The organism is Pseudomonas sp. USHLN015 (assembly GCF_037153275.1).
GTDB classification, from domain to species: Bacteria; Pseudomonadota; Gammaproteobacteria; order Pseudomonadales; family Pseudomonadaceae; genus Metapseudomonas; species Metapseudomonas tohonis.
In genome coordinates this window covers 77,897-99,784 of sequence record NZ_JBBCKP010000002.1, presented here as the reverse complement: position 1 = coordinate 99,784, position 21,888 = coordinate 77,897, and the positions used below count along the sequence as shown (strand labels likewise).

At 67.2% G+C, this 21,888-nt stretch carries 16 protein-coding genes and 1 pseudogene; 9 read left to right on the top strand and 8 right to left on the bottom strand.

Annotation, left to right across the window (positions count from 1 at the left end; translation table 11 throughout):
* The first annotated feature begins 5 nt into the window (after positions 1-5).
* From WFQ67_RS03475 to WFQ67_RS03455, 5 genes are all read left to right on the top strand, one after another.
* Positions 6-608 carry a DsbA family protein gene (locus WFQ67_RS03475; protein WP_213630640.1) on the top strand — a complete coding sequence of 201 codons (603 nt, stop codon included), beginning with the start codon at positions 6-8 and terminating at the stop codon, positions 606-608.
* Entirely contained in the window at positions 601-2,382 is a 1,782-nt protein-coding gene (locus tag WFQ67_RS03470) for an ABC transporter ATP-binding protein (RefSeq protein WP_213625699.1), read from the top strand. The genes WFQ67_RS03475 and WFQ67_RS03470 overlap by 8 nt, the downstream gene beginning before the upstream one ends.
* A 485-nt stretch (positions 2,383-2,867) precedes the next feature.
* Positions 2,868-4,277, top strand: a complete 1,410-nt coding sequence (locus WFQ67_RS03465) for an amino acid permease (protein WP_271103560.1) — start codon at positions 2,868-2,870, stop codon at positions 4,275-4,277.
* Positions 4,278-4,407: 130 nt separating this feature from the next.
* A complete protein-coding gene (locus WFQ67_RS03460; protein WP_337056181.1) occupies positions 4,408-5,424 on the top strand; it encodes a hypothetical protein in 1,017 nt (338 codons plus the stop codon).
* A 142-nt stretch (positions 5,425-5,566) separates the two neighbouring features.
* The gene (locus WFQ67_RS03455; protein ID WP_337056180.1) at positions 5,567-6,673 is read left to right on the top strand and encodes a hypothetical protein; all 1,107 of its coding nucleotides are present in this window, start codon (positions 5,567-5,569) and stop codon (positions 6,671-6,673) included.
* A 461-nt stretch (positions 6,674-7,134) separates the two neighbouring features.
* On the opposite strand, the gene WFQ67_RS30320 is transcribed toward WFQ67_RS03455, so the two are convergent.
* The 8 genes and pseudogenes from WFQ67_RS30320 to WFQ67_RS03420 form a co-directional block, all read right to left on the bottom strand.
* A complete protein-coding gene (locus WFQ67_RS30320) occupies positions 7,135-7,848 on the bottom strand; it encodes a methyl-accepting chemotaxis protein (protein ID WP_442969573.1) in 714 nt (237 codons plus the stop codon).
* A gap of 141 nt (positions 7,849-7,989) precedes the next feature.
* Positions 7,990-8,130: pseudogene (locus tag WFQ67_RS30315) on the bottom strand (HAMP domain-containing protein); the annotation flags it as partial.
* Positions 8,131-8,902: 772 nt separating this feature from the next.
* Complete coding sequence (locus WFQ67_RS03445) at positions 8,903-10,171, bottom strand: OprD family porin (RefSeq protein WP_337056179.1); 1,269 nt, start codon at positions 10,169-10,171, stop codon at positions 8,903-8,905.
* 80 nt (positions 10,172-10,251) lie between these two features.
* The gene (locus WFQ67_RS03440) at positions 10,252-11,433 is read right to left on the bottom strand and encodes an acetyl-CoA C-acetyltransferase (protein ID WP_337056178.1); all 1,182 of its coding nucleotides are present in this window, start codon (positions 11,431-11,433) and stop codon (positions 10,252-10,254) included.
* Positions 11,434-11,522: 89 nt separating this feature from the next.
* The gene (locus WFQ67_RS03435) at positions 11,523-13,292 is read right to left on the bottom strand and encodes an acyl-CoA dehydrogenase C-terminal domain-containing protein (protein WP_337056177.1); all 1,770 of its coding nucleotides are present in this window, start codon (positions 13,290-13,292) and stop codon (positions 11,523-11,525) included.
* Between the two features lie 100 nt (positions 13,293-13,392).
* Positions 13,393-15,051, bottom strand: coding sequence for a cation acetate symporter (locus WFQ67_RS03430; RefSeq protein ID WP_337056397.1), 1,659 nt, complete (start codon positions 15,049-15,051; stop codon positions 13,393-13,395).
* The gene (locus tag WFQ67_RS03425) at positions 15,051-15,377 is read right to left on the bottom strand and encodes a DUF485 domain-containing protein (protein WP_337056176.1); all 327 of its coding nucleotides are present in this window, start codon (positions 15,375-15,377) and stop codon (positions 15,051-15,053) included. Before WFQ67_RS03425 ends, WFQ67_RS03430 begins: the two co-directional genes overlap by 1 nt.
* A gap of 95 nt (positions 15,378-15,472) precedes the next feature.
* Positions 15,473-17,095 carry an acyl-CoA synthetase gene (locus tag WFQ67_RS03420; RefSeq protein WP_213625690.1) on the bottom strand — a complete coding sequence of 541 codons (1,623 nt, stop codon included), beginning with the start codon at positions 17,093-17,095 and terminating at the stop codon, positions 15,473-15,475.
* A gap of 229 nt (positions 17,096-17,324) precedes the next feature.
* Here WFQ67_RS03420 and WFQ67_RS03415 point away from each other — a divergent pair, with 229 nt between their 5' ends.
* The 4 genes from WFQ67_RS03415 to WFQ67_RS03400 all read left to right on the top strand — a co-directional run bounded on the left by WFQ67_RS03415 (position 17,325) and on the right by WFQ67_RS03400 (position 21,833).
* On the top strand, positions 17,325-19,574 hold the full coding sequence (locus WFQ67_RS03415) for a PAS domain-containing sensor histidine kinase (protein WP_337056175.1): 2,250 nt from the start codon (positions 17,325-17,327) through the stop codon (positions 19,572-19,574).
* 23 nt (positions 19,575-19,597) lie between these two features.
* A complete protein-coding gene (locus WFQ67_RS03410; RefSeq protein ID WP_213625688.1) occupies positions 19,598-20,239 on the top strand; it encodes a response regulator transcription factor in 642 nt (213 codons plus the stop codon).
* Positions 20,240-20,331: 92 nt separating this feature from the next.
* Positions 20,332-20,745 (top strand): alternative ribosome rescue aminoacyl-tRNA hydrolase ArfB, encoded by a 414-nt coding sequence (arfB, locus tag WFQ67_RS03405; RefSeq protein ID WP_213625687.1) that lies wholly within the window; start codon positions 20,332-20,334, stop codon positions 20,743-20,745.
* A gap of 155 nt (positions 20,746-20,900) precedes the next feature.
* On the top strand, positions 20,901-21,833 hold the full coding sequence (locus WFQ67_RS03400) for an AEC family transporter (RefSeq protein ID WP_213625686.1): 933 nt from the start codon (positions 20,901-20,903) through the stop codon (positions 21,831-21,833).
* Positions 21,834-21,888: the final 55 nt, after the last annotated feature.

The window sequence follows — 21,888 nt, the reverse complement described above, 5'->3', positions numbered from 1 at the left end:
ACCCGATGTGCTCCTGGTGCTGGGGGTTCGCCCCGGTCGCCGACGCCCTCGCCGAGCAGGCCCGCGCGGCCGGCGTGCCCATGCACCTGGTGGCCGGTGGCCTGCGTACCGGGCAGGGTGCCTCGCTCGATCCCAACACCCGGCGCTACATCCTCGAGCACTGGCACGCGGTGCGTGACGCCACCGGCCAGCCCTTCCGTTTCGACGGGGCGCTGCCGGACGGCTTCGTCTACGACACCGAGCCGGTGTGCCGTGCGCTGGTGGCCGCTCGCAGCCTGCACGAGGAGGCGACCTGGCCGCTGGTCAAGCTGATCCAGCACGCCTTCTACGCCGAGGGCCGCGACGTGACCCAGGCGGCGGTGCTGGTGGCGCTGGCCGAGACGGCCGGCATCCCGCGCATCGAGTTCGCCGAGGCCTTCGATGGCGCCGCCGCGCACCAGGCCACCGCCGAGGACTTCACCTGGGTGCAGGACCTGGGCATCGCCGGCTTCCCCACGCTGCTCGCCGAGCGCGACGGCCAGCTGGCGCTGCTGACCAACGGCTACCAGGGCCTGGAGGAGCTCGCGCCGCTGCTGGCCCGCTGGCTGGAGCGCGCGACCCATGCCTGACCGCCTGAGCTGGGCGGAGATCCGCCGCCTCGCCCTGCGCCATCGCAAGGCCCTGTGGCTGGCCAACCTGGTGGCGGTGCTGGCCACCCTCTGCAGCGTGCCGATCCCTTTGTTGCTGCCGCTCTTGGTGGACGAGGTGCTGCTCAGGCAGGGCGACGCCGCACTGAAGTTCATGGACCACTTCCTGCCCGACGGCTGGCAGGTGGCCGCCGGCTACATCGGCCTGATGCTGGTCACCACCCTGTTGCTGCGCAGCCTGGCGCTGGTGTTCAACGTGCTGCAGGCGCGGCTGTTCGCGCGGCTGTCGAAGGACATCGTCTACCGCCTGCGCATCCGCCTGATCGAACGCCTCAAGCGCATCTCCCTGGGCGAGTACGAGAGCCTGGGCGGCGGCACCGTCTCCGCCCACCTGGTCACCGACCTGGACACCCTCGACAAATTCATCGGCGAGACCCTGAGCCGCTTCCTGGTGGCCATGCTCACCCTCGCCGGCACCGCCGGCATCCTGGTGTGGATGCACTGGAAGCTGGCGCTGCTGATCCTGCTGTTCAACCCGCTGGTCATCTGGTCCACGGTGCAGCTGGGCAAGCGTGTGAAGCACCTGAAGAAGCTGGAGAACGACAGCACCTCGCGCTTCACCCAGGCGCTGACCGAGACCCTGGAAGCCATCCAGGAAGTGCGCGCCGGCAACCGCCAGGGCTTCTTCCTCGGTCGCCTCGGCCTGCGCGCGAAGGAGGTGCGTGACTACGCCGTCGCCTCGCAGTGGAAGAGCGATGCCGCCGGGCGCACCAGCGGCCTGCTGTTCCAGTTCGGCATCGACGTGTTCCGCGCCGCGGCCATGCTCACCGTGCTGTTCTCGGACCTGTCCATCGGCCAGATGCTGGCGGTGTTCAGCTACCTCTGGTTCATGATCGGCCCGGTGGAGCAGCTGCTCGGCCTGCAGTATTCCTACTACGCCGCCGGTGGTGCCCTGGCGCGCATCAACGAGCTGCTGGCGCGTGCCGACGAGCCGCAGTACGCCGGCCGTGTCGACCCCTTCGCCGGGCGCGACACGGTGGGCGTGCAGGTGGAAGGGCTGCGCTTCGGCTATGGCCGCGACGAGCCGGTGCTCGATGGCCTCGACCTGTCCATCGCCCCCGGCGAGAAGGTCGCCATCGTCGGCGCCAGCGGTGGCGGCAAGAGCACCCTGGTGCAACTGCTGCTGGGCCTCTACAGCCCCCAGGCCGGGACCATCCGCTTCGGCGGCGCCAGCCTGGAGGAGATCGGCCTGGAGCGCGTGCGCGAGAACGTCGCGGTGGTGCTGCAGCACCCGGCGCTGTTCAACGACAGCGTGCGCGCCAACCTCACCCTGGGCCGCGAGCGCAGCGACGAGGCCTGCTGGCGAGCGCTGGAGATCGCCCAGCTGGCCGACACCATCCGCGCGCTGCCGCAGGGGCTGGACAGCGTGGTCGGCCGTTCCGGCGTGCGCCTCTCCGGTGGCCAGCGCCAGCGCCTGGCGATCGCGCGCATGGTGCTTGCGGACCCGCGCGTGGTGATCCTCGACGAAGCCACCTCGGCCCTCGACGCCGCCACCGAGTACGCCCTGCACCAGGCCCTGGCGCGCTTCCTCGAGGGGCGCACCACGCTGATCATCGCCCACCGCCTGTCGGCGGTTAAGCAGGCGGACCGGGTGCTGGTGTTCGACGGCGGGCACATCGCCGAGGATGGCGACCACCAGCGCCTGATCGCCGACGGCGGGCTCTACGCCAAGCTCTACGGCCATCTGCAGCACTGAGCCCGGTGCCGCCGCGTCAAGCCGGCGCACCGCGCTGTCAACAATTCATGACGCCAACGCCCGCCGGGCCCGCGCCGGCCGCGGGGGCGCTGCAGGCGTAAGGAAAAGCTTCCGCCGCCCGGCTCGGCCCACACAGTTTCGGCACGCAACTGTGCCTTGTCTCGCGGCGCCCGGGCGGGTGTGATGGCCCCGCCACGCGTGCCGGCCATCGAGCACGCCCATGACAACAACACCCGGAGGTCCTCGATGACCCCAGCCTTGCAACCCGGCGCCCGTGCGCCCGGCCTCCCCGTATCCGCCACCGCCTGTGACCTGCCGGCCCCGGCGTGCATCCCTGTCAACGCGACGCGTCGTGCCCGTCCCCTCCGTTCCCCCGGGGAGGTGCCGCCCGACGCCCGCTGAAAGGTCCACCCGCCTTGCCATTCCGTCGCGCCACAAGCGCTGCGGGTCCGATTTCCGTCACGAAAACAACAAAAGGTGACGCCATGCACGACACGCAATCCCAGGGCACGCTCCAGCGCGGCCTGAAGAATCGCCACATCCAGCTGATCGCCCTCGGGGGCGCCATCGGCACCGGGCTCTTCCTCGGCTCGGCCGGGGTGCTCAAGTCCGCCGGCCCGTCGATGATCCTCGGCTACGCCATCTGCGGCTTCATCGCCTTCCTGATCATGCGCCAGCTCGGCGAGATGATCGTCGCCGAGCCGGTCGCCGGCTCCTTCAGCCATTTCGCCCACACGTACTGGGGCGGCTTCGCCGGCTTCCTCTCGGGCTGGAACTGCTGGGTGCTGTACATCCTGGTCGGCATGTCCGAACTCACCGCCGTGGGCAAGTACATCCACTTCTGGTGGCCCGAGGTGCCCACCTGGGCGACGGCGGCGGCCTTCTTCGTGCTGGTCAACGCCATCAACCTGGCCAACGTGAAGCTGTTCGGCGAGGCCGAGTTCTGGTTCGCCATGATCAAGGTGGTGGCCATCGTCGGCATGATCGTGCTCGGCTGCTGGCTGCTGTTCAGCGGCTCCGGCGGCGAGCAGGCGACCGTGTCCAACCTCTGGGCCCATGGCGGCTTCTTCCCCAACGGCGTCGGCGGGCTGGTGATGGCGATGGCCTTCATCATGTTCTCCTTCGGTGGGCTGGAGATGCTCGGCTTCACCGCCGCCGAGGCCGAGAAGCCCGGCCAGGTGATCCCCAAGGCGATCAACCAGGTGATCTGGCGCATCCTCATCTTCTACGTTGGCGCCCTGGTGGTGCTGCTCTCGCTGAGCCCCTGGGACGCGCTGCTGGCCAGCATCAACAGCGCCGGCGATCCCTACAGCGGCAGCCCGTTCGTGAAGATCTTCGCGCTGATCGGCAGCGACGCCGCCGCCCACCTGCTGAACTTCGTGGTGCTCACCGCGGCGCTCTCGGTCTACAACAGCGGCACCTACTGCAACGGCCGCATGCTGGTCGGCCTGGCGGAGCAGGGCGATGCGCCCAAGTCCCTGGCGCGGGTCGACAAGCGCGGCGTGCCGGTGCGTGCGCTGGTGGTCTCGGCGCTGGTGACCTTCCTCGCCGTGGTGGTGAACTACGTGGTGCCGCACAACGCGCTGGAGCTGTTGATGTCGCTGGTGGTGGCGGCGCTGGTGATCAACTGGGCGATGATCAGCTACTCGCACCTCAAGTTCCGCCAGCACATGGACCGTCAGGGCACCCGCACCGCCTTCCGCGCCCTCTGGTCGCCCTACGGCAACTGGCTGTGCCTGGCCTTCGTGGTCTTCATCCTCGGCGTGATGCTGCTGATCCCCGGTATCCAGGTGTCGGTCTACGCCATTCCGGTGTGGCTGCTGGTGATGGCGGGCTGCTACCGCCTGAAGCTGTCCAGCGCCGCGCGGGCCAAACAGGCCTACGCCGCCGGCTGACCTCGCCACGCATCACCCGGGCCCGGCCTTCGCGCCGGGCCTTTTCATGGGCGGCGCGCACCGGGCGTGGCGCGCTGCCGGGCGATCTGCGAGCATGTCGCGCCGCCTGTCCATGGAGGGTGCATCCGCAATGATCTTCGGCCCAGATCCCACGTTCATCCTGATCTTCGGCATCGCCGTGCTGCTGGCCGTGCTGGCCGTGCTGTCCGTGCCCGGCCTGCTGGGCCTGTCGCTGGCGCTGGCGTTGCCGCGCTCGCGTGGTCACGTCCTGGCACGGCCCTGGCGCTATGGCGTGCTGGGCGTGCTGCTGCTGTGTTTCGCCGCGCTGGGCGTGCTGATTCTCTGGCAGGAGCGGCAGATGGAGGCCGAGATGCAGGCCAGGCACGACGCCCTCAACCCGCGCCTCGTGCAGGACCTGCAACTGGGCGAGCTGCTGTTCCCCGCCGGCAGCCAGGTGCGCCTGGATACCTTCGAGCCCCTGGACTGGCAGGACCAGCCGCAGCCCCACGGCCTGGACAGCCTGATCGAGGCCTGGCTGCCCAGGCCGCAGCGCGTGCTGGGCCTGGAGGTGGACGCCATGGAGCTGCCGCTGCACCACTCGTTCTCGCGCATGCGCCTGGTGCAGGACAGCGTCGTCGAGGGCTGGCCCTGCGCGGGCAACGACTGGGTGGAGTACCGCCGCGAGATCGAGGAGCGTTTGCAGCCGTCGCGCTGGCGCTTCGACCGTTGCCCGCTGGTGCCCGGCAGCCGGCTGTTCGGGTTGGAGTGGCCGCTGGGCAGCCTGGTCTACGGCAACGGTTACGGCTGGACCCTGCGGGTTTCCGACAGCGCCGGGCCGCTGTCGCTGGAGGGCATGAGCCTGCTGGAGCTGAACCTGATGCTCGATGGCGACCGCCACCTGCTGCGCTGGGACGGGCGATTGGCCGCGCCGTACGCGCTGGGCGACTGGGACTACCCCGCCGGCACCCGCGTGCGCCACCTCGACCAGCAGCGCCTGTTGCTCAGCCCGACCCGCGACGCCCCGGCCCACAACCGCGTGAATGGCGAACAGGTTGAGTTCGGACAGTCGCTGGTGCAGGCACGCGATGGGCGTGAGCTGGGGCGTGAAGGCAACGAGCGGATGGGGGTGAACGACGTCTGGGAGTGATGGCCTACGACGATTGCCCCTATGGATGTCGGCGTTCTCCGAATCCCCCCTCGCATCCTGGGCATCCCCTGGCCTTGCCCTGCCGGGGACGGACGTTATGGTTGTCCGTCGCCCCGAGGAGGAAGCCAGAAGGAGTCCCCAGATGAAGCTTGCTCTGCAATTCGACGCATCCGTCGGTATCAACGTCCTGCGCCAGGTTATCCAGGCGGCGGGCGACAACACCACCATCGCCTTCAACGCCGCCCACGGCCTGGACATCGGTGACCTGCTCTCGGTGGTCAGCGCCGCCGGCAGCGACAAGCAACTGGTGCTGGGCTTCGATGGCGCCCGGCTGACCCCGCGCAACCTGCAACAGGCCACCAGCTTCGCTGGCGAGCGCACCGCCATCGAGATCGGCAAGGGCCAGAACGTCAACACCAGCGCACTGCTCGCGGTCATCAACGCCGCCGGCCACGGCAAGCAGGTGAAGGTCAGCTTCAATGGCGCGCAAGCCGATGACGAGGCTCTGCGCCAACTGGTCGACGCCGCCGGGCGGCAGGTCGGCATCGACATCAATGCGGGTCACGCGGTGCCCATCGGACGCCTGCTCGGCATCATCGATGCCGCGTCCCGGGAAGGTGGGCTGGGCGTGGAGTTCAACGGCGCGCAACTGCTGGAAGCGAACGTTCTCCAGGCCGTCGAGCGAGCCGCCGGCAGCACCGCCATCGGCATCAACTCGGCCCAGGCCGTCAAGGACGAAACCCTGCAGGCGGTCATGCAGGCCGCAGGCGATGGCACCCACCTGGCGCTGTCATTCCATGGCGGCCAGCTCGATGACAAGGGCCTGCTCGCCGCCATCGAGGCCGCTGGCACCAATACCCATATCAAGGTCAACACCGCACAGGCGATGGGCGCGGGGGCGTTGCTGCTGAGCATCAACGCGACCGCCAACACCAAGCGTTTCAGCGTCGAGTTCAACGGCGCCGAGCTGCCGTTCGGCAACTTGCAGCAGGCGGTAAATGCGGCCGGGATCAACACCGCCATCAGCGTCAACACCGCCCAGGCCATGGACCCGAAGGCGCTGCACTCGGCCATCGAGGCGGCGGGTGACCTGAAGCGGCTGGACGCCCAGTTCAACGCCATGCAGATGCCCGAGCAAAGCCTCGGCCAGTGGGTCGGTGCCGCCGGCAGTCGCGTGGCCCTGACCATCTCGGCCGCCCAGGCGCTGCCGCTGCCGACGCTGCTGGAGGCGGTGCAGGCCGCCGGTTGAGCCCCGGTGCTGTGCAGCACCATGAAACGACCAGGCCGCCTTCGGGCGGCCTGGTCGTTTTTCGTCTGGGGGCATGCAGCGTAGGTCGGGGACAACTCGACGGCAGGTCGCATCGAGGATCGCGGGTTTCACCCGGCCTATGGTCGCGCGATGGGGGGCGAATGGATTGGCTCTGTCTGCGTTTGCTGTTGTGAGCGTGATGCGGAGCCTCAAGCACGGTGCTTTCCGGGCATTCACGGCTCCCTGGCACACCCACCGCGTGGGTTTCGCTTCGCTCTACGCCAGCCTACGGATGCCGCTGCGCCCCGAGCGTGATGCGCACATCGATGAAGATGCTGGCGCAGAGGTGGGAGCAGCGGCCAAATGCCCCTTCAGTATCAGCAGGGCTCGGCAATCAGCTGGCCTCGGAATCTTCCAGCAACGCAGACCGAGCCACCAAGTTCGCTCCTACGGAGGCGCGCTCACACCTGGAAGCGCGCCACCGAGGACTGCATGGCCTCGGCCACGTTGTCGAGGCGTTGCGCGGCGTCGGCCAGCTCGTGCATCGCCTCGGTGTTCTGCCGCGACATGCGGGCGATGGTCTCCACCCGCTGGGCCACCTCGCTGCTGGCCCGCGATTGCTCGTCGATGGTCTGGGAAATCTCCTCGACCACCTCGGCAGCACGGTGGGCGCCGTTGCGGATCTCGCTGATGGAGGTGCCGGCCTGGGTCGCCAGGGAGACGCCGTCGTTCACCCGCGTCACCCCGGTCTGCATGCTGCTGACTGCCTGTTCGGTGCTTTCGCGGATGCGTTCGATCATGCCGGTGATTTCCTGGGTGGACTGCGCCGTGCGTGCCGCGAGGTTGCGCACTTCGTCGGCCACCACGGCGAAGCCGCGACCCGCCTCGCCGGCCCGCGCGGCTTCGATGGCGGCGTTGAGCGCCAGCAGGTTGGTCTGCTCGGCGATGCTCTTGATCACCTGGATGATGGAGTGGATCTCCTCCGAGGAGCGGCCCAGCGCGGTGATGGTGCTGGATGAGCTGTTCACCGCGTCGGCGATGCGGTTCATGCCGTCGACGACGCCGAGGATCACCTGGCCGCCATTGCTGGCCAGGCCTTCGGAGTGCGCGGAGATGCCCTGGGCGTTGCGCGCGTGCTCGGCGATCTGGGCGATGTTGGCGATCATTTCCTCCATCGCCGCGGCCATGCTGGTGGCGCTGTCGGCCTGCTCGCTGGCGCCGTCGACGATGCCGCGCGAAGTATCGCTGAGGGTGTGCGCCGTGCCCCGCAGTTCCTCGCTCTCCTGGCGGATGTCGGCGATCATCTGGCGCAGGTTGTTCTGCATGTCCGCCAGCGCCTGCTGCAACTGGCCGGCCTCGTCATTGCTGTCGACGCTGATGACGTTGCGCAGGTTGCCCTGCGCGATCGCGCGGGCAGCGGCGACGGTCTTCTCCAGCGGGCGCAGCACGGTGCGCATCAGTTGGCTGGTGGCCAGGCACAACGCCAGGCAGACGACGAGGATGCCGCCGACCAGCCACATGGCCGCCTGGCTCACCGCGGCCTCGCTGGCGTCGCGCGCTTCTTTAGCGTGCCTCTCGATCAGGCTGCTGAGGGCTTCGTTGCGTTCTTCCAGTTCGCCGAAGGTGGTATTGAAGGCCGGCAATTCGGCGCGGGCCGCGGCCGGGTCGCGCAAGGCGTGGTCGATGATCTTCTCGGCGGCGGTGATATAGGACTCCAGCGCCGGCTGCGAATCGCCGATGGCGCGCTTGATGTCCGCACTCAGGGGTAGGCTGGCGTTCTCGCTCATGGCCTTGCGGAACCAGTCGCTGTGCTCCTTGAGGTCCTGGCGCACCTGGTTGGCGGCAGCGCTGTCGCCCGGTTCGGCGACGAAGGCGGCAAGCACGTCGGCACGCAGGGCGTCGTGCATCATGTCGCCCTCCAGGTGGTTGCGCAGCGCGCTGACGCTCAGCTCGTTCTCGGCCAGCGCGTCGGCGAGGCGGGTCTGGCCCAAGAAGCCGATGCCGCCGAGCAGGGCGGCGGCGATGACGCTGATGGCTCCTGAAGCAACCATTTTCTGGCGAATGTTCATGCCGTTCCTCCCTAGGCACAGACTGGCTGCTAAAGCGTAGCCCAGCGGCGCAATAAGGCATCACGGGCATGCGTTGCAGCTCGGCGCCAGGGCAGTTCCAGCTACGATTCCCGCGAGTGATAACGATCCGCTCGTTACCACTCTTCGAGCGGCCGGCGTGTCACCAGAGCGCGATGCTGTAGCTGAGGATCAGGCGGTTTTCGTCCAGGTCATTGCCAAAGTGCGTGGACCTGACCGTTGCATTGCGCCATTTGACGCCGAGATTCTTCAGCGGCCCCTCCTGGAATACGTACGCGATGTCGGTGTCGCGTTCCCATTCGCGGCCCTCCGGCTTGCCGGCGCCCAGATCGATGCCGTCGCCGCTGAGGTAGCGGGTCATGAAGGTCAGGCCCGGAATGCCGAGCGCGGCGAAGTTGAAGTCGTAGCGGGCCTGCCAGGAGGTTTCATCCTTGCTGGCGAAGTCTCCGATCTGCACGAAGTTGACCAGGTACGCATCCGCGCCGTTGATGTAGGCAAACCCGGTATCGCCGCTCATGCGCTGATAGCCGACGCCAACTGCATGACCGCCGATACCGTAGGTGAACAGGGCGCCGAGCGCGCGGTTGTCGATGTTGCTCCCGCCATCGCCCGTGGAGCGGGCGAAGCGGATATCGCTCTTCAACGACTGGCCACCCTCGAGCGCCAGGACATGGTTGAGCGTCACGTAGTGCTGACGATAGATATTGTCCAGGGCGCCGTAGCTGTAGCCGGTGCTCAGGTTGTTGTTCCAGGCGTAAGTGAGGCTGGCGAAGTCGAACGCATCGCTCGTGCCATGGCGCGTGCGAATGCCCTTCACACCGACGGCCGTGGTGACGGCCATGTCTTCATGGTCGCTGGAGTCCCGTTGGTTGACCTGGGTGAGGCGCCCCGTGTCGAGGGTCAGCCCTTCGATCTCGCGCATGTTCAGCTGGCCCCCGCGAAAGGTCTGCGGCAGCAGGCGTGAGTCGTTGGGCATCAATACGGGCAGCTTGGGGGTCAGGGTGCCGATTTTCAGAACGCTCTGGGAGGCGCGCAATTTGGCCGTCAGCCCCAGGTCGGAGTAGGCGTCCTGGGCGCGCCGTGGCGCTTCTCGATCCCGCTGGAGCAGCCCGGTGCCCGCGCGTTCGGGGCTGGAGTCGAGCTTGACCCCGAGCAGGCCGATGGCATCGACCCCGACACCGACGGTGCCGTCGGTGAAACCGGATTCGTAGCGCAGCAGAAAGCCCTGCGCCCACTCTTCGGCCTTCGCTTGGGGGGCGCCTTCCTGGCGGAAGTCGCGGTTGAAGTAGAAGTTGCGCAGTTCCAGGCTGGCCTTGCTCTCTTCGAGGAAGGCGGCATGGGCCGGGGCACCGAGGCTCGTGATGCCCGCGGCCAGCAGCAGGCGAGGCAGTTGGCGTGGTCTGTGATGCATGGTGAAGTCCTTTTGTTTTTATTGGAGGAACGACGGTCCCGCACGCCCGGTGAGGGCCGGGCGCGAGGGGGTTGGTTTTGCTAGCCGCGCTGGACGGCGAGGGCGATGCCCTGGCCACCGCCGACACAGAGCGTGGCCAGGCCTTTGCGCGCGCCACTGCGCTGCATTTCGTGCAGCAGGGTGACCAGGATTCGGCAGCCGGAGGCGCCAATCGGGTGGCCCAGGGCGATGGCGCCGCCATTGACGTTGACCTTGGCGCTGTCCCAGCGCAGCTCGCGGGCAACGGCCAGGGCCTGGGCGGCGAAGGCTTCGTTGGCCTCGATGAGGTCTACGTCCTCGAGCTGCCAGCCGGCCTTTTCCAGCACCTTGCAGGTGGCGAAGACCGGGCCGACCCCCATGATCGCCGGGTCGACACCCGCCCCGGCGGCAGCGACGACACGGGCCATCGTCGGCAGGCCCAGCGCCGCGGCCTTGTCGGCGCTCATCAGCACCACGGCGGCGGCGCCGTCATTGAGCGTCGATGAGTTGCCTGCCGTGACGCTGCCATCGGCTTTGAAGACCGCGCGCAGCTTGCCCAGGCTGGCGTGTGTGGTGCCGTCGCGCGGCTGCTCGTCACGGGCGAAAACGATCGGCTCGCCCTTGGGCTGGGGAACCTGCACCGGGGTGATTTCCGCATCGAAGCGGCCGCTGTCGATGGCCGCGCTCGCACGTCGCTGCGAGGTGGCCGCGAAGATGTCCTGCTCGTCACGGCAGATCCCGTACTGTTCGGCCAGGTTTTCGGCCGTGATACCCATGTGGTAATCGTTGAACGCATCCCACAGGCCATCCTGGATCATCGTGTCGATCACCTGCTGGTGCCCCATGCGCAGCCCGGTACGCGCCTGGGGAATGACGTAGGGCGCCAGGCTCATGCTTTCCTGCCCACCGGCAATGATCACCTCGGCATCACCGCAGGCAATGGCCTGGTAGCCCAGCTGCACCGCCTTGAGGCCCGAGCCGCAGACCTTGTTCAGGGTCATCGCCGGCACGGTGTGCGGCAGGCCGGCCTTGAGCGCGGCCTGTCTCGCGGTGTTCTGCCCCGCACCGGCGGTGAGCACGTGCCCCATGATCACCTCGTCGACCACCTCACCGTCGAGAGCGGCCCGGGCGAGCAGGCTGCGTATGACCGTTGCCCCGAGTTCCACCGCAGGAACCCGTGCCAAGCTGCCCTGGAACGCGCCAATGGCGGTGCGGGTGGCAGCGACAATCACGACATCACGCATAAACACTCCTGTATTGCGATCCACCCTGTGGGCTGGATTGCGAAGAAAAAACGCGGACCCCAGAGGCGAGGCCGCGTAACGCTCAATCGTCAGAACTGGTCGGCGTCGAGGCCGAACAAGGGCTCACTACCGGCACGGATGGTGGCCTCCAGGCTCAGGATCCGTGGCAGCAGGCGGCGGAAATAGAAGTCCGCAGTCGCGAGTTTGGCGCCATAGAAGGCCTCGTCTTCGCCGCGCTTGCTCAGCGCCACCTGGGCCATGCGCGACCACAGCCAGGCATAGGCGACGTAGCCGAACAGGTGCAGGAACTCCACCGAGGCGGCACCGACTTCATTGGGGTTGTCCCTGGCCTGCTGAAGCAGCCAGGCGGCGGTGTCTTCCAGGCGCTGCACCGCATCGAGCAGGGCGTCGCGATGCGGTACGTCGGCCTGGGCGAAGGCGCGGATCTCGCGGGTGAACTGCAGCAGGGCCGCGCCCCCGTTGGCGACGACCTTGCGGCCGAGCAGATCGAGGGCCTGGATGCCGTTGGTGCCTTCGTAGATCTGGGCGATGCGCACGTCGCGTACGAGTTGCTCCTGCCCCCACTCACGGATGTAGCCGTGCCCGCCGAACACCTGCTGGCCGTGTACCGTGCTTTCCAGGCCGCTGTCGGTGAAGAAGGCCTTGGCCACGGGCGTGAGCAGCGCAACCAGGTTCTCGGCGGCCTGCTTCTCGGCCGCGTCGTCGCTGAATTTGCTGAGATCCAGTTGCTGGCCGACGTAGCAGGCGAAGGCGCGGCCGCCCTCGGTCATCGCCTTGATCGAGAGCAGCATGCGGCGCACATCCGGGTGCACGATGATCGGGTCGGCCAGTTTGTCCTGCTGCTGGGGGCCCCCGGGGGCGCGACCCTGGATGCGCTCCCGGGCGTAGCTGACGGCGCTCTGGTACGAAGCCTCCGCGCAACCGATACCCTGGATACCGATCGACAGCCGCTCGTAGTTCATCATGGTGAACATGGCAGCCAGGCCCTTGTTCTCCTCGCCGATCAGGTAGCCTTCGGCACCCTCGAAGTTCATCACGCAGGTGGCCGAGGCCTTGATGCCCATCTTGTGCTCGATGGAGCCGCAGCTCACGGCATTGGCCGCCCCCAGCGAACCGTCGGCGTCGACCTTGATCTTCGGCACGAGGAACAGCGAGATGCCTTTCGGCCCGGCGGGTGCATCCGGCAACTTGGCCAGCACCAGGTGGATGATGTTTTCGGTCAGGTCCTGCTCGCCGCCGGTGATGAAGATCTTGCTCCCGGTGATGGCGTAGCTGCCGTTGGCCTGGGGTTGCGCGCGGGTCCGGATGATGCCCAGGTCGGTGCCGGCATGCGCTTCGGTCAGGCACATGGAGCCTGCCCAGCGGCCTTCGTACATGGGCGGCAGGTAGGTGTTCTTCAGCGTTTCGCTGGCATGGGCGTCGATGGCCAGGCAGGCGCCGGAACTCAACGCCGAATACAGGGCAAAGCTGGAGCCGGCGGCGTAGAGCATTTCCTCGAACTGCACGGCGAGCATCTTGGGCATGCCCATGCCGCCGTACTGCGGGTTGCCCGACAGGCCGACCCAGCCGCCTTCGATGTAGGTGGCATAGGCCTGCTTGAAGCCGGCCGGCGTGCTGACGGCACCGTTGGCCCACTGTGCACCTTCCTCATCGCCGCTGCGGTTGAGCGGGGCGATCAGGCTGCCGGTGACCTTGGCGGCTTCTTCCAGGATGGCATCGGCAGTCTCGCCGTCGACCGTCTCGGCCAGGGCCGGCAGGCGTGCCCACAGGCGTGGGGCGTCGAACACCTCGTGGAGGACGAAGCGCAGGTCGCGCAGGGGGGCGTTGTACTCGGGCATCGGTAACCTCGTTCAGGCGCGGGGTGTAAAAAGGAGCCGCGCGTACGCGGCTCGTAAGGTCGGGTGGCCAACGAGCAACCACCCTCTGGAGTTTTCCTGTTCAGTGGCTGGCGGCGGCAGCGGCCCCCAGACCGGTCTGGGCGCGCACGAACTGGTCATCGAATGCAGCACGCTCACGGGCGGCCCGGGCGCTGCGATCCAGCTTGGAAACCACCACGATGACGAGAAACGCCAGCGGCATGGAGAACAGGGCAGGGTGGTCGTAGGGGTAGATCGCCGTGGCATTGCCCAGTACCGATACCCACACCGCAGGCGACAGGATCACCAGCACCAGGGCGGTCAGCAGCCCCACGAATCCGCCCGCCAAGGCGCCGCGCGTGGTCAGGTCCTTCCAGTACATGGCCATGATCAGGACGGGGAAATTGGTCGAGGCGGCGATACCGAAGGTCAGGCCGACGAGGAACGCGACGTTCTGCTTCTCGAAGAGGATGCCCAGGCCGATTGCGACGATGCCCAGGCAAACGGTCGCGATGCGGGTTACGCGCATCTCTTGCGCTTCCGTTGCGGCGCCTTTCTTCAGCACGGTGGCGTAGAGGTCATGGGAGATGGCCGAGGCGCCTGCCAGGGCGAGGCCCGAGACCACCGCCAGGATGGTGGCGAAGGCCACCGCAGAAAGGAAACCGAGGAACAGGTTGCCGCCTACGGCCTTCGCCAGGTGCATGGCAACCATGTTGCCGCCGCCGATCAGGGCGCCTTTGATATCTCCGCCGACGAAGAACTGCGGGTCGGTGCCGACGATGACGATGGCGCTGTACCCCAGCACCATGACGACCAGGAAGAAGAAGCCGATGAAGCCGGTGGCGTAGAACACCGACTTGCGGGCTTCCTTGGCGTTGGGCACGGTGAAGAAGCGCATCAGGATATGCGGCAGGCCGGCGATGCCGAACACCAGGCCAAGCGACAGGGAGGCCGCGTTGATCGGGTCGGCCAGCATGGAACCTGGCCCCATGATGTTCCAGCCCAGGGCGTGGGCGTCCACCGCTCGGGTGGCCAGGTTCTCCAGGCTGAACCCGAACTCGGACAGCGAAAGCCCGGCCAGGGTCGTGCCCCCGGCAAGCAGCAGGACCGCCTTGATGATCTGTACCCAGGTGGTGGCGATCATGCCGCCGAAGATCACGTAGACCAGCATGAGCACACCGACCACCATCACCGCGGTGGTGTATTCGAGGCCGAACAGCAGCTTGATCAACTGACCCGCGCCGACCATCTGCACCACCAGGTAACAGCACACCACGGTCAGCGAGCCCAGGGCTGCGAACGTTCGGATCCTTGACTGATCGAGGCGATAGGAAACGATGTCGGCGAAGGTGAAGCGACCGAGATTGCGCAGGCGTTCGGCCATGAGGAAGGTGATGATCGGCCATCCGACGAAGAACGCCACGGTATAGACGAAGCCGTCGTACCCCTTGGCGAACACCAGGCTCGACAAGCCCAGCAGCGTAGCGGCGGACATGTAGTCACCCGCGATCGCCAGGCCGTTCTGGAACCCGCTGATGCCGCCTCCTGCGGTGTAGAAGTCCGAGGTCGACCGGGTCTGCCGCGCGGCCCACCAGGTGATCGCCAGCGTGCCCATGACGAACACGAAGAACATGGCGATCGCGTGCAGGTTGATCGGTTGTTTCTCCGCAACCAGGGGGGCGGCGAAAGCGCTGATGGGGGCGAGGAACAGGCACGCCAGGCCAAAGGTGCGCGGCCGCATCATTTCAGCTCCTTCATGAACTCGGCGCTGAGGGCGTCGAACCGGGTGTTGGAGCGGTAGACGTACCAACCGGTGCACAGCCAGGACAGCACGATGATCGCGGTCGCCACGGGGATGCCCACGGTCAGTTGGCGACCTTCGCCCAGGGGGCTATGCAGCGTGGCCGGGTGGAAGGCGACCACCAGCATGAACAGGTAATAGGCACCCAGGACGGCGGCGCTCAGTGACCAGGCCAGGCGCGAGCGACTGCGCACCAGTTGCTGAAATCTCGGGTTCGCGCGAATACGTTCGCAATGCTGCGCATGGGAGGGTTCGGTGGGGGTCATGGTGTGGCTCCTTGTTTTTGTTGTTGCCCGTTTTTCAGGCGCAGGGCGCCAGGGCGACGGAAATCAATCCGTCGCCTTGTCAGAATCGCGAGTGTCTAGAGGGCCTTGGCGATGTCGCGAAGGACGTACTTCTGGATCTTCCCGGTCGAGGTTTTCGGGAGGTCGGTGAAGATCACGGTGCGGGGCACCTTGAAGCCGGCCAGGTGATCACGGCAGAAGCCGATGATGTCGCTCTCGCGCACGTTCGGGTGGGTGGCCTTGAGGGTGACGAACGCACAGGGCGTCTCGCCCCACTTCTCGTCCGGGCGGGCTACCACAGCCGCCTCCAGGACGGCGGGATGGCGGTAGATCACGCCTTCGAGTTCGATGGTGGAGATATTCTCGCCACCGGAAATGATGATGTCCTTCAGGCGATCCTTGATTTCCACATAGCCGTCCGGATGGCAGACGGCGAGGTCGCCGGTATGGAACCAGCCACCCTCGAACGCCTCTGCCGTGGCGCTGGGGTTCTTCAGGTAGCCCTTCATCACCGTGTTGCCACGCATGAATATCTCGCCGATGGTCTGTCCGTCGCGCGGGGTCGGTTCAAGCGTTTTCGGGTCACCGACCATCACCCCCTCGAGGGTCGGGTAGCGGACGCCCTGGCGGGCTTTGATCTCGGCACGCCGCTCCAGCGGCAGGGCGTCCCATTCCGCATGCCAGGCGCACAGCGTCACCGGGCCATACACCTCGGTGAGTCCATAGACGTGGGTGACGCGAATGCCCATTTCCTCCACGGCCCCTATCACTTTGGCCGGTGGCGCGGCCCCGGCGACCATCGCATTGACGGGGTGATCGATAGCGGCCTTGGCTTCGGCCGGCATGTTGACCAGGGCGTTGAGCACGATGGGCGCGCCGCACAGGTGGGTCACCTGCTCGTCACGGATCAGGGTCAGGATCTTCTGCGGGTCGACGCGACGCAGGAAGACGTGAACGCCGGCGAGCGCGGTGATCGTCCACGGGTAGCACCAGCCGTTGCAGTGAAACATCGGCAGCGTCCACAGGTAGACCGGGTGGTTGCCCATGGCCCAGGTCATCTGGTTGCCCAGGGCGTTCAGGTAGGCGCCGCGGTGGTGATAGACCACCCCCTTGGGGTTGCCGGTGGTGCCGGAGGTGTAGTTGAGGCTGATCGCCTGCCATTCGTCTTCCGGCCATTGCCAGGCGAAGTCGGGATCGCCCTCCGCGAGGAAGGCTTCGTAATCCAGGTCGCTCACGGCCTGGCTTTCACCGTACTCCGGGTCGTCGACATCGATGACCAGCGGCGGGTGATCGAGCATGCCGATGGCGGCGTGGATCACGTCGAAGAATTCGCGGTCGGCGATCACCACCTTGGCCTCGCCGTGCTGCAGCATGAAGGCGATGGCCTCCGCATCCAGGCGCACGTTGAGGGTGTTGAGCACCGCGCCAATCATCGGCACCCCGAAGTGCGCCTCGAGCATGGCGGGAATGTTCGGCAGCATCACCGCCACCGTGTCTCCCTTGCCGATACCGCGCCCGGCCAGGGCAGAGGCCAGGCGCCGGCAACGGCTGTAGGTTTCTGCCCATGTACGGCGGATCGAACCGTGGACCACGGCCGGGTAATCGGGATAGACGCTGGCGGTGCGCTCGATGAAGCTGAGCGGCGACAGGGCGATGTGGTTCACGGCAGCAGGGGCGAGACCCTGTTCGAAGATCGACATGCTGGGCATCCGGTGGCTGATTGTTAGCTCTGTTGGTCTGCATCATCCGCCTGTCAGGGGGCGGGCGGCAGATCATTGCCATATTTTATATAACAACTCGAATTGAATATGGAAGTAATACCTGAGTCGTATGGTATATATACTATAAGATTCCGGTTTATAGCCGAGACATCGAGCCTGATCGGGTGATTGGGATATATGCTGTCGCCGTTTTCGCCTGGAGTCCCTGATGAGCCCGAATCCGGTCCGCCTGCATACCTGGTTGCGCCTGCAGCGCGAAGGCGTGCCGTTGGCTGCTAGAGCCGATGCCTTGTGCCGTGCCTTGCGCGGCCGCCCCGAAGTGCAACAGGTCTACTACCTGAGCTGGCTGGAAAAGGTGGGTATCTACGGTCACGAAGGCAGTGGGCAGCACCTGCCTCCCGGCCTGGGCGACCCCATGCAGGCCAGTGACCAGCCACTCTTCGACGCATTGGCCCAGGCCGGCAGGCTGAGCCTGGATGAGGTGCGCGGGCTCGACTGCTGGCTGTCCGGGCGCCTGCGCCGTGCAGCGATCAGCCATGGGCAGGTGTTCGACCTGGCCCTGCAGCCTGGCCAGCCCGGCCTGCTGCTGGTGGAGGCGCGCGAAGGCGTCAGCCTGGATTGGCAGGGCTGGTTGCACGAGCTGCTCTCGACCCTGCTGGCGACCGCCAGCAGCCTGCTGCGGGCTTCGCCGCTGCTGGGGCATGACCCACAGCCGAGTCTGTTGCTGGCCTCCAACGGCGACCCGCTGGAGCTCAATGCGGCCTTGCTGGCGCTGCTGGCCGATCAGCCACCTGGTTCGGTCGTGCGCTTCCTGCCGGTCAACCATGTCTCGCTGGTGCGCGCATGCCTCGAGCAATGCCGAGCCATCGAGGATGTCGAGGCGCAGTTCGACGGGCGCATCCTGATCTGGACCTTCGTGCCGGACCCTCAGGAACAGCGCGTGCTGGCGCGCTGCCGCGAAGCCACGGAGCAGGTGCTGGCCGAGCGGGAAGCCGCCAGGGCAAGGCGCCTGTACCGCCTGATCACCGAGAACACCACCGACGTCATCTCCCGACACACCCCGGATGGCCGATTCCTCGACGCCTCGCCGGCCTCCTGGACATTGCTCGGCTACTGGCCGGAGGAGCTCCGGGGAACGTTCGCTCAAGGCCTGTTCCATGGCCACGATCTGGCCAGGTCGATCCAGCGCGCGCGTGATGCGCTGGAGGCCGATGGCTACCACACGATGACCTACCGTATCCGCCACCGTGACGGCCGTTACCTGTGGTTTGAAACGGCCAGTCGGGCCATCCGCGAGACCTACACCGGAGCGGTCGTGGAGGTGGTCAGCGTCTCGCGCGACATCACCGCGCGGGTGCAGGCCGAGGAGAACAAGCGTCGCCTGGCCGAAGTGGTTGAAGCCAATACGGACCCGGTGCTGTTCATCGACGCGGACGAGCGGGTCACCTACCTCAACCCGGCGGCGCGCCATACGCTGCAGCTGGATGAGCAGCAGCCCATGCCCTTGCTCAGCGAGCTGTTCGCCCCGGACGACCTCCTGCGCTTGCAGGCAGGGCGCGAGAAGGCCGAGCAGACAGGTGTCTGGAGTGCCGACTCCCGCCTGCAGCCGTCATCCGGCGGGGCGTCGGTGCCGGTGTCCCTCGTGCTGCTGGCTCATCGGGTGGCCGGCGGCGAGCGCTACTACTCGCTGGTGGCGCGGGACATGACCGAGCGTGAGCTGCGCGAGGCGCAGCAGCGTCGTCATCAGGACGAACTGGCGCACACGGCGCGGCTGGTCACGTTGGGCGAATTGGCATCCGGTATCGCCCACGAGATCAATCAGCCACTGGCGGCGGTGGTCAATTACGCCAGCGCCAGCCAGCGCTACCTGCATGCCCTGGACAGCAATCCCCAGGCAGCCGACCGGGTGGCGCAGGGGCTGGAGCGCATCACCGAGCATGCCAATCACGCCTCCGAGGTCATCAAGCGCCTTCGCGGCTTCCTCCGTAAGGGGCAGCGGCGCATGCAGGCTCTGGACGTGGCCGAGGTGGCGCGCGAATCCGTGCGCCTGTGCGCCTGGGAGGCCTCTGCCTGCCAGGTGGTGATCGAAGAGCAATTGCCGGACAATCTTCCGCCCGTCTACGCCGATCGAGTCCTGCTCGAACAGGTACTCCTGAATCTCTTGCGCAATGCCATCGATGCCAACCGGGATGCCCATCCGGGCCGTGCCTCGCGGATCGTGCTGCTGGCCGGCCAGGCAGGCGGCGGGGTGGAGGTCTGCGTTCGCGACCAGGGCCCCGGGCTCGGCGAAGACGAGCTGGAGCGCATCTTCACCCCGTTCTACACCAGCAAGCCGGATGGGCTCGGGCTGGGGCTGTCGATGAGCCGCAGCATCGTCGAAGGTTTTGGCGGCGCCCTGGTCGGCGAGCGGTTGGAGGGTGGCGGATTGCTGATGCGTTGCCGGCTACCCCAGCAGTGATAACAACAATGAGGAGCGATGTAATGACAACTGCCACCAAGCAGGTCGTGTATGTGGTGGACGATGATCAGGGGATGCTGGACTCGACCGTCTGGCTGCTGGAGTCGGTGGGCCTGCAGGCGCTGCCGTTCACCAGTGGCCGAGCGTTCCTCGAAGCCTGCGACGCCAGGCTCAATGCCTGTGTGCTGCTGGACGTGCGCATGCCCGGCATGGGGGGGTTGAACGTGCAGGAGGAAATGCGTGCCCGCGGGATCGAGCTGCCCGTCATTTTCGTCAGCGGGCATGCCGATGTGCCCATCGTGGTGAGGGCGTTCAAGGCCGGCGCTCGCGACTTCATCGAAAAGCCCTACAACGAACAACTGCTGCTCGATAGCGTGCAGCAGGCCTTGAGCAGCTCCGAACGCAAGCGCTCGCACGGCGATGGCCAGAGCGAGTTGCAGGAGCGCCTGGCCAGCCTGACGCCACGCGAACGCGATGTCTTCCTGCCGCTGGTCAGGGGCTACACCAATCGGGAGGTCGCCGAACAGCTGGATATCAGCATCAAGACGGTCGACCTCTATCGCGCCCGGGTGATGAAGCGCATGCAGGCTGAGCGTCTTGCTGATCTGGTTGGCATGGCCATCGTGGCCGACCTCGTCGACCCACTCTGCCTGAGGCCATCGTAAAGGTGCGGCCCGGGGCATGCCTTCTGTGGTCGGGGAGCTTTCACCGGGCTGCGGCGCTATCCTGTCGCTCTTTCCGCTATCCGGCCCGTGCCATGTTGCTGATCTCCAACAGCGTCCATCTGCCCGACGATGAAATCGAGCTGACCGCCATCCGCGCCCAGGGCGCCGGCGGGCAGAACGTCAACAAGGTGTCCAGCGCGATGCACCTGCGCTTCGACATCCAGGCCTCGTCGCTGCCGCCGTTCTACAAGGAGCGCCTGCTGGCGCTGCGCGACAGCCGCATCACCGGCGAGGGCGTGATCATCATCAAGGCCCAGCAGTACCGGACCCAGGAGCAGAACCGCGCCGATGCCCTGGAGCGCCTGGCGGAGCTGATCCGCAGCGCCGGCAAGGTGGAGAAGAAGCGCCGCCCGACGCGGCCGACCCTGGGCTCGAAGGCCCGGCGCCTGGATGGCAAGTCCAAGCGCGGGGCGATCAAGGCCGGTCGCGGCAAGGTCGACTACTAGCCGGCTGCGCTGCCGCTGCGGCCTGCCAGCCGCCGATGTCGAAGCCGGGCGATTATCGGCGGATTTCGCGTTCCAGCCGCCGTTCGCCCCGCGCCTTGCCGAGGCCCGCTGGCGGATACTGGCACCCACTCCAATGCCATCCCGCGAGGCCCCCGTTGCTCGACGTCATCACCCTCACCGCGCCCGTCTTCCTGATCATCGGCCTGGGCTACATCGCCTCGCGGGGCGGGCTGGTCAGCCGCGAGCAGGTGCGCGGCATCGGTGTCTTCGTGCTCAACTTCGCGCTGCCGGCGCTGGTGATCAAGGCGCTGGCCGAGCGGCCCATCGGCGAGGTGTTCAACCCCTGGTACCTGCTGGCCTACGGCCTGGGCTCGCTGGGTGTATTCGGCCTGGGGCTGGCGTATTTCCGTTTCGTGCGCGGGCGCGGTCTGGCGGATGCCGCCATCGCCGGGCTGGGCATGTCGGCCTCCAACAGCGGCTTCGTCGGCTACCCGGTGGTGGTGATGGTGGCGGGGCCCACGGCGGTGCTCGGCCTGGCCCTGAACATGGTGGTGGAGAACCTGCTGATGATCCCCTTGGCGCTGGCCCTGGCCGAGTCGGCGCAGCAGCGCGGGGGCGGGCTGTGGAACACCCTGCGCGGCACCCTCGGGCGCCTGGCGCGCAACCCATTGATCCTGGCGATGCTGGTGGGTGTCGGCCTGTCGCTGCTGGGGCTGCGCCTGCCAGCCGTGCCGGCGAAGGTGGTGGACATGCTGGCGATGGCCTCGGCGCCGGCCGCGCTCTTCGTCATCGGCGGCACCCTGCATGGCGTGCGCCTGGGCGGCCTGCTGCCGGACATGGCGGCCATCAGCCTGGGCAAGCTGGCCCTGCACCCGCTGGCGGTGGCGGCGTTGTTCTGGCTGCTGCCGCCGGTGGATCCGCTGCTGAGGGTGACGGGCATCCTGTTCGCCTGTGCGCCGATGATGAGCATCTACCCGCTGGTGGGCATGCGCTTCGGCCTGGAGGCGCGCTGTGCGGCGACCCTGGTGATGGCCACCGTGCTGTCGTTCTTCGGCCTCAGCCTGGCCATCGCGCTGTTGCAGCGCTGAGCGACCGATGCCAGGCCGCTCCGCCGCCCCCCGTCAGGGACGAGGGGCGGGGAGG

What these genes read in the sequence shown, in the direction of transcription:
- WFQ67_RS03475 (WP_213630640.1), top strand. Translation starts at nt 6, where the DNA reads ATGTGCTCCTGGTGCTGGGGGTTCGCCCCGGTCGCCGACGCCCTCGCC.
- WFQ67_RS03470 (WP_213625699.1), top strand. Translation starts at nt 601, where the DNA reads ATGCCTGACCGCCTGAGCTGGGCGGAGATCCGCCGCCTCGCCCTGCGC.
- WFQ67_RS03465 (WP_271103560.1), top strand. Translation starts at nt 2,868, where the DNA reads ATGCACGACACGCAATCCCAGGGCACGCTCCAGCGCGGCCTGAAGAAT.
- WFQ67_RS03460 (WP_337056181.1), top strand. Translation starts at nt 4,408, where the DNA reads ATGATCTTCGGCCCAGATCCCACGTTCATCCTGATCTTCGGCATCGCC.
- WFQ67_RS03455 (WP_337056180.1), top strand. Translation starts at nt 5,567, where the DNA reads ATGAAGCTTGCTCTGCAATTCGACGCATCCGTCGGTATCAACGTCCTG.
- WFQ67_RS30320 (WP_442969573.1), bottom strand. Translation starts at nt 7,848, where the DNA reads ATGGAGGAAATGATCGCCAACATCGCCCAGATCGCCGAGCACGCGCGC.
- WFQ67_RS03445 (WP_337056179.1), bottom strand. Translation starts at nt 10,171, where the DNA reads ATGCATCACAGACCACGCCAACTGCCTCGCCTGCTGCTGGCCGCGGGC.
- WFQ67_RS03440 (WP_337056178.1), bottom strand. Translation starts at nt 11,433, where the DNA reads ATGCGTGATGTCGTGATTGTCGCTGCCACCCGCACCGCCATTGGCGCG.
- WFQ67_RS03435 (WP_337056177.1), bottom strand. Translation starts at nt 13,292, where the DNA reads ATGCCCGAGTACAACGCCCCCCTGCGCGACCTGCGCTTCGTCCTCCAC.
- WFQ67_RS03430 (WP_337056397.1), bottom strand. Translation starts at nt 15,051, where the DNA reads ATGCGGCCGCGCACCTTTGGCCTGGCGTGCCTGTTCCTCGCCCCCATC.
- WFQ67_RS03425 (WP_337056176.1), bottom strand. Translation starts at nt 15,377, where the DNA reads ATGACCCCCACCGAACCCTCCCATGCGCAGCATTGCGAACGTATTCGC.
- WFQ67_RS03420 (WP_213625690.1), bottom strand. Translation starts at nt 17,095, where the DNA reads ATGTCGATCTTCGAACAGGGTCTCGCCCCTGCTGCCGTGAACCACATC.
- WFQ67_RS03415 (WP_337056175.1), top strand. Translation starts at nt 17,325, where the DNA reads ATGAGCCCGAATCCGGTCCGCCTGCATACCTGGTTGCGCCTGCAGCGC.
- WFQ67_RS03410 (WP_213625688.1), top strand. Translation starts at nt 19,598, where the DNA reads ATGACAACTGCCACCAAGCAGGTCGTGTATGTGGTGGACGATGATCAG.
- arfB (WP_213625687.1), top strand. Translation starts at nt 20,332, where the DNA reads ATGTTGCTGATCTCCAACAGCGTCCATCTGCCCGACGATGAAATCGAG.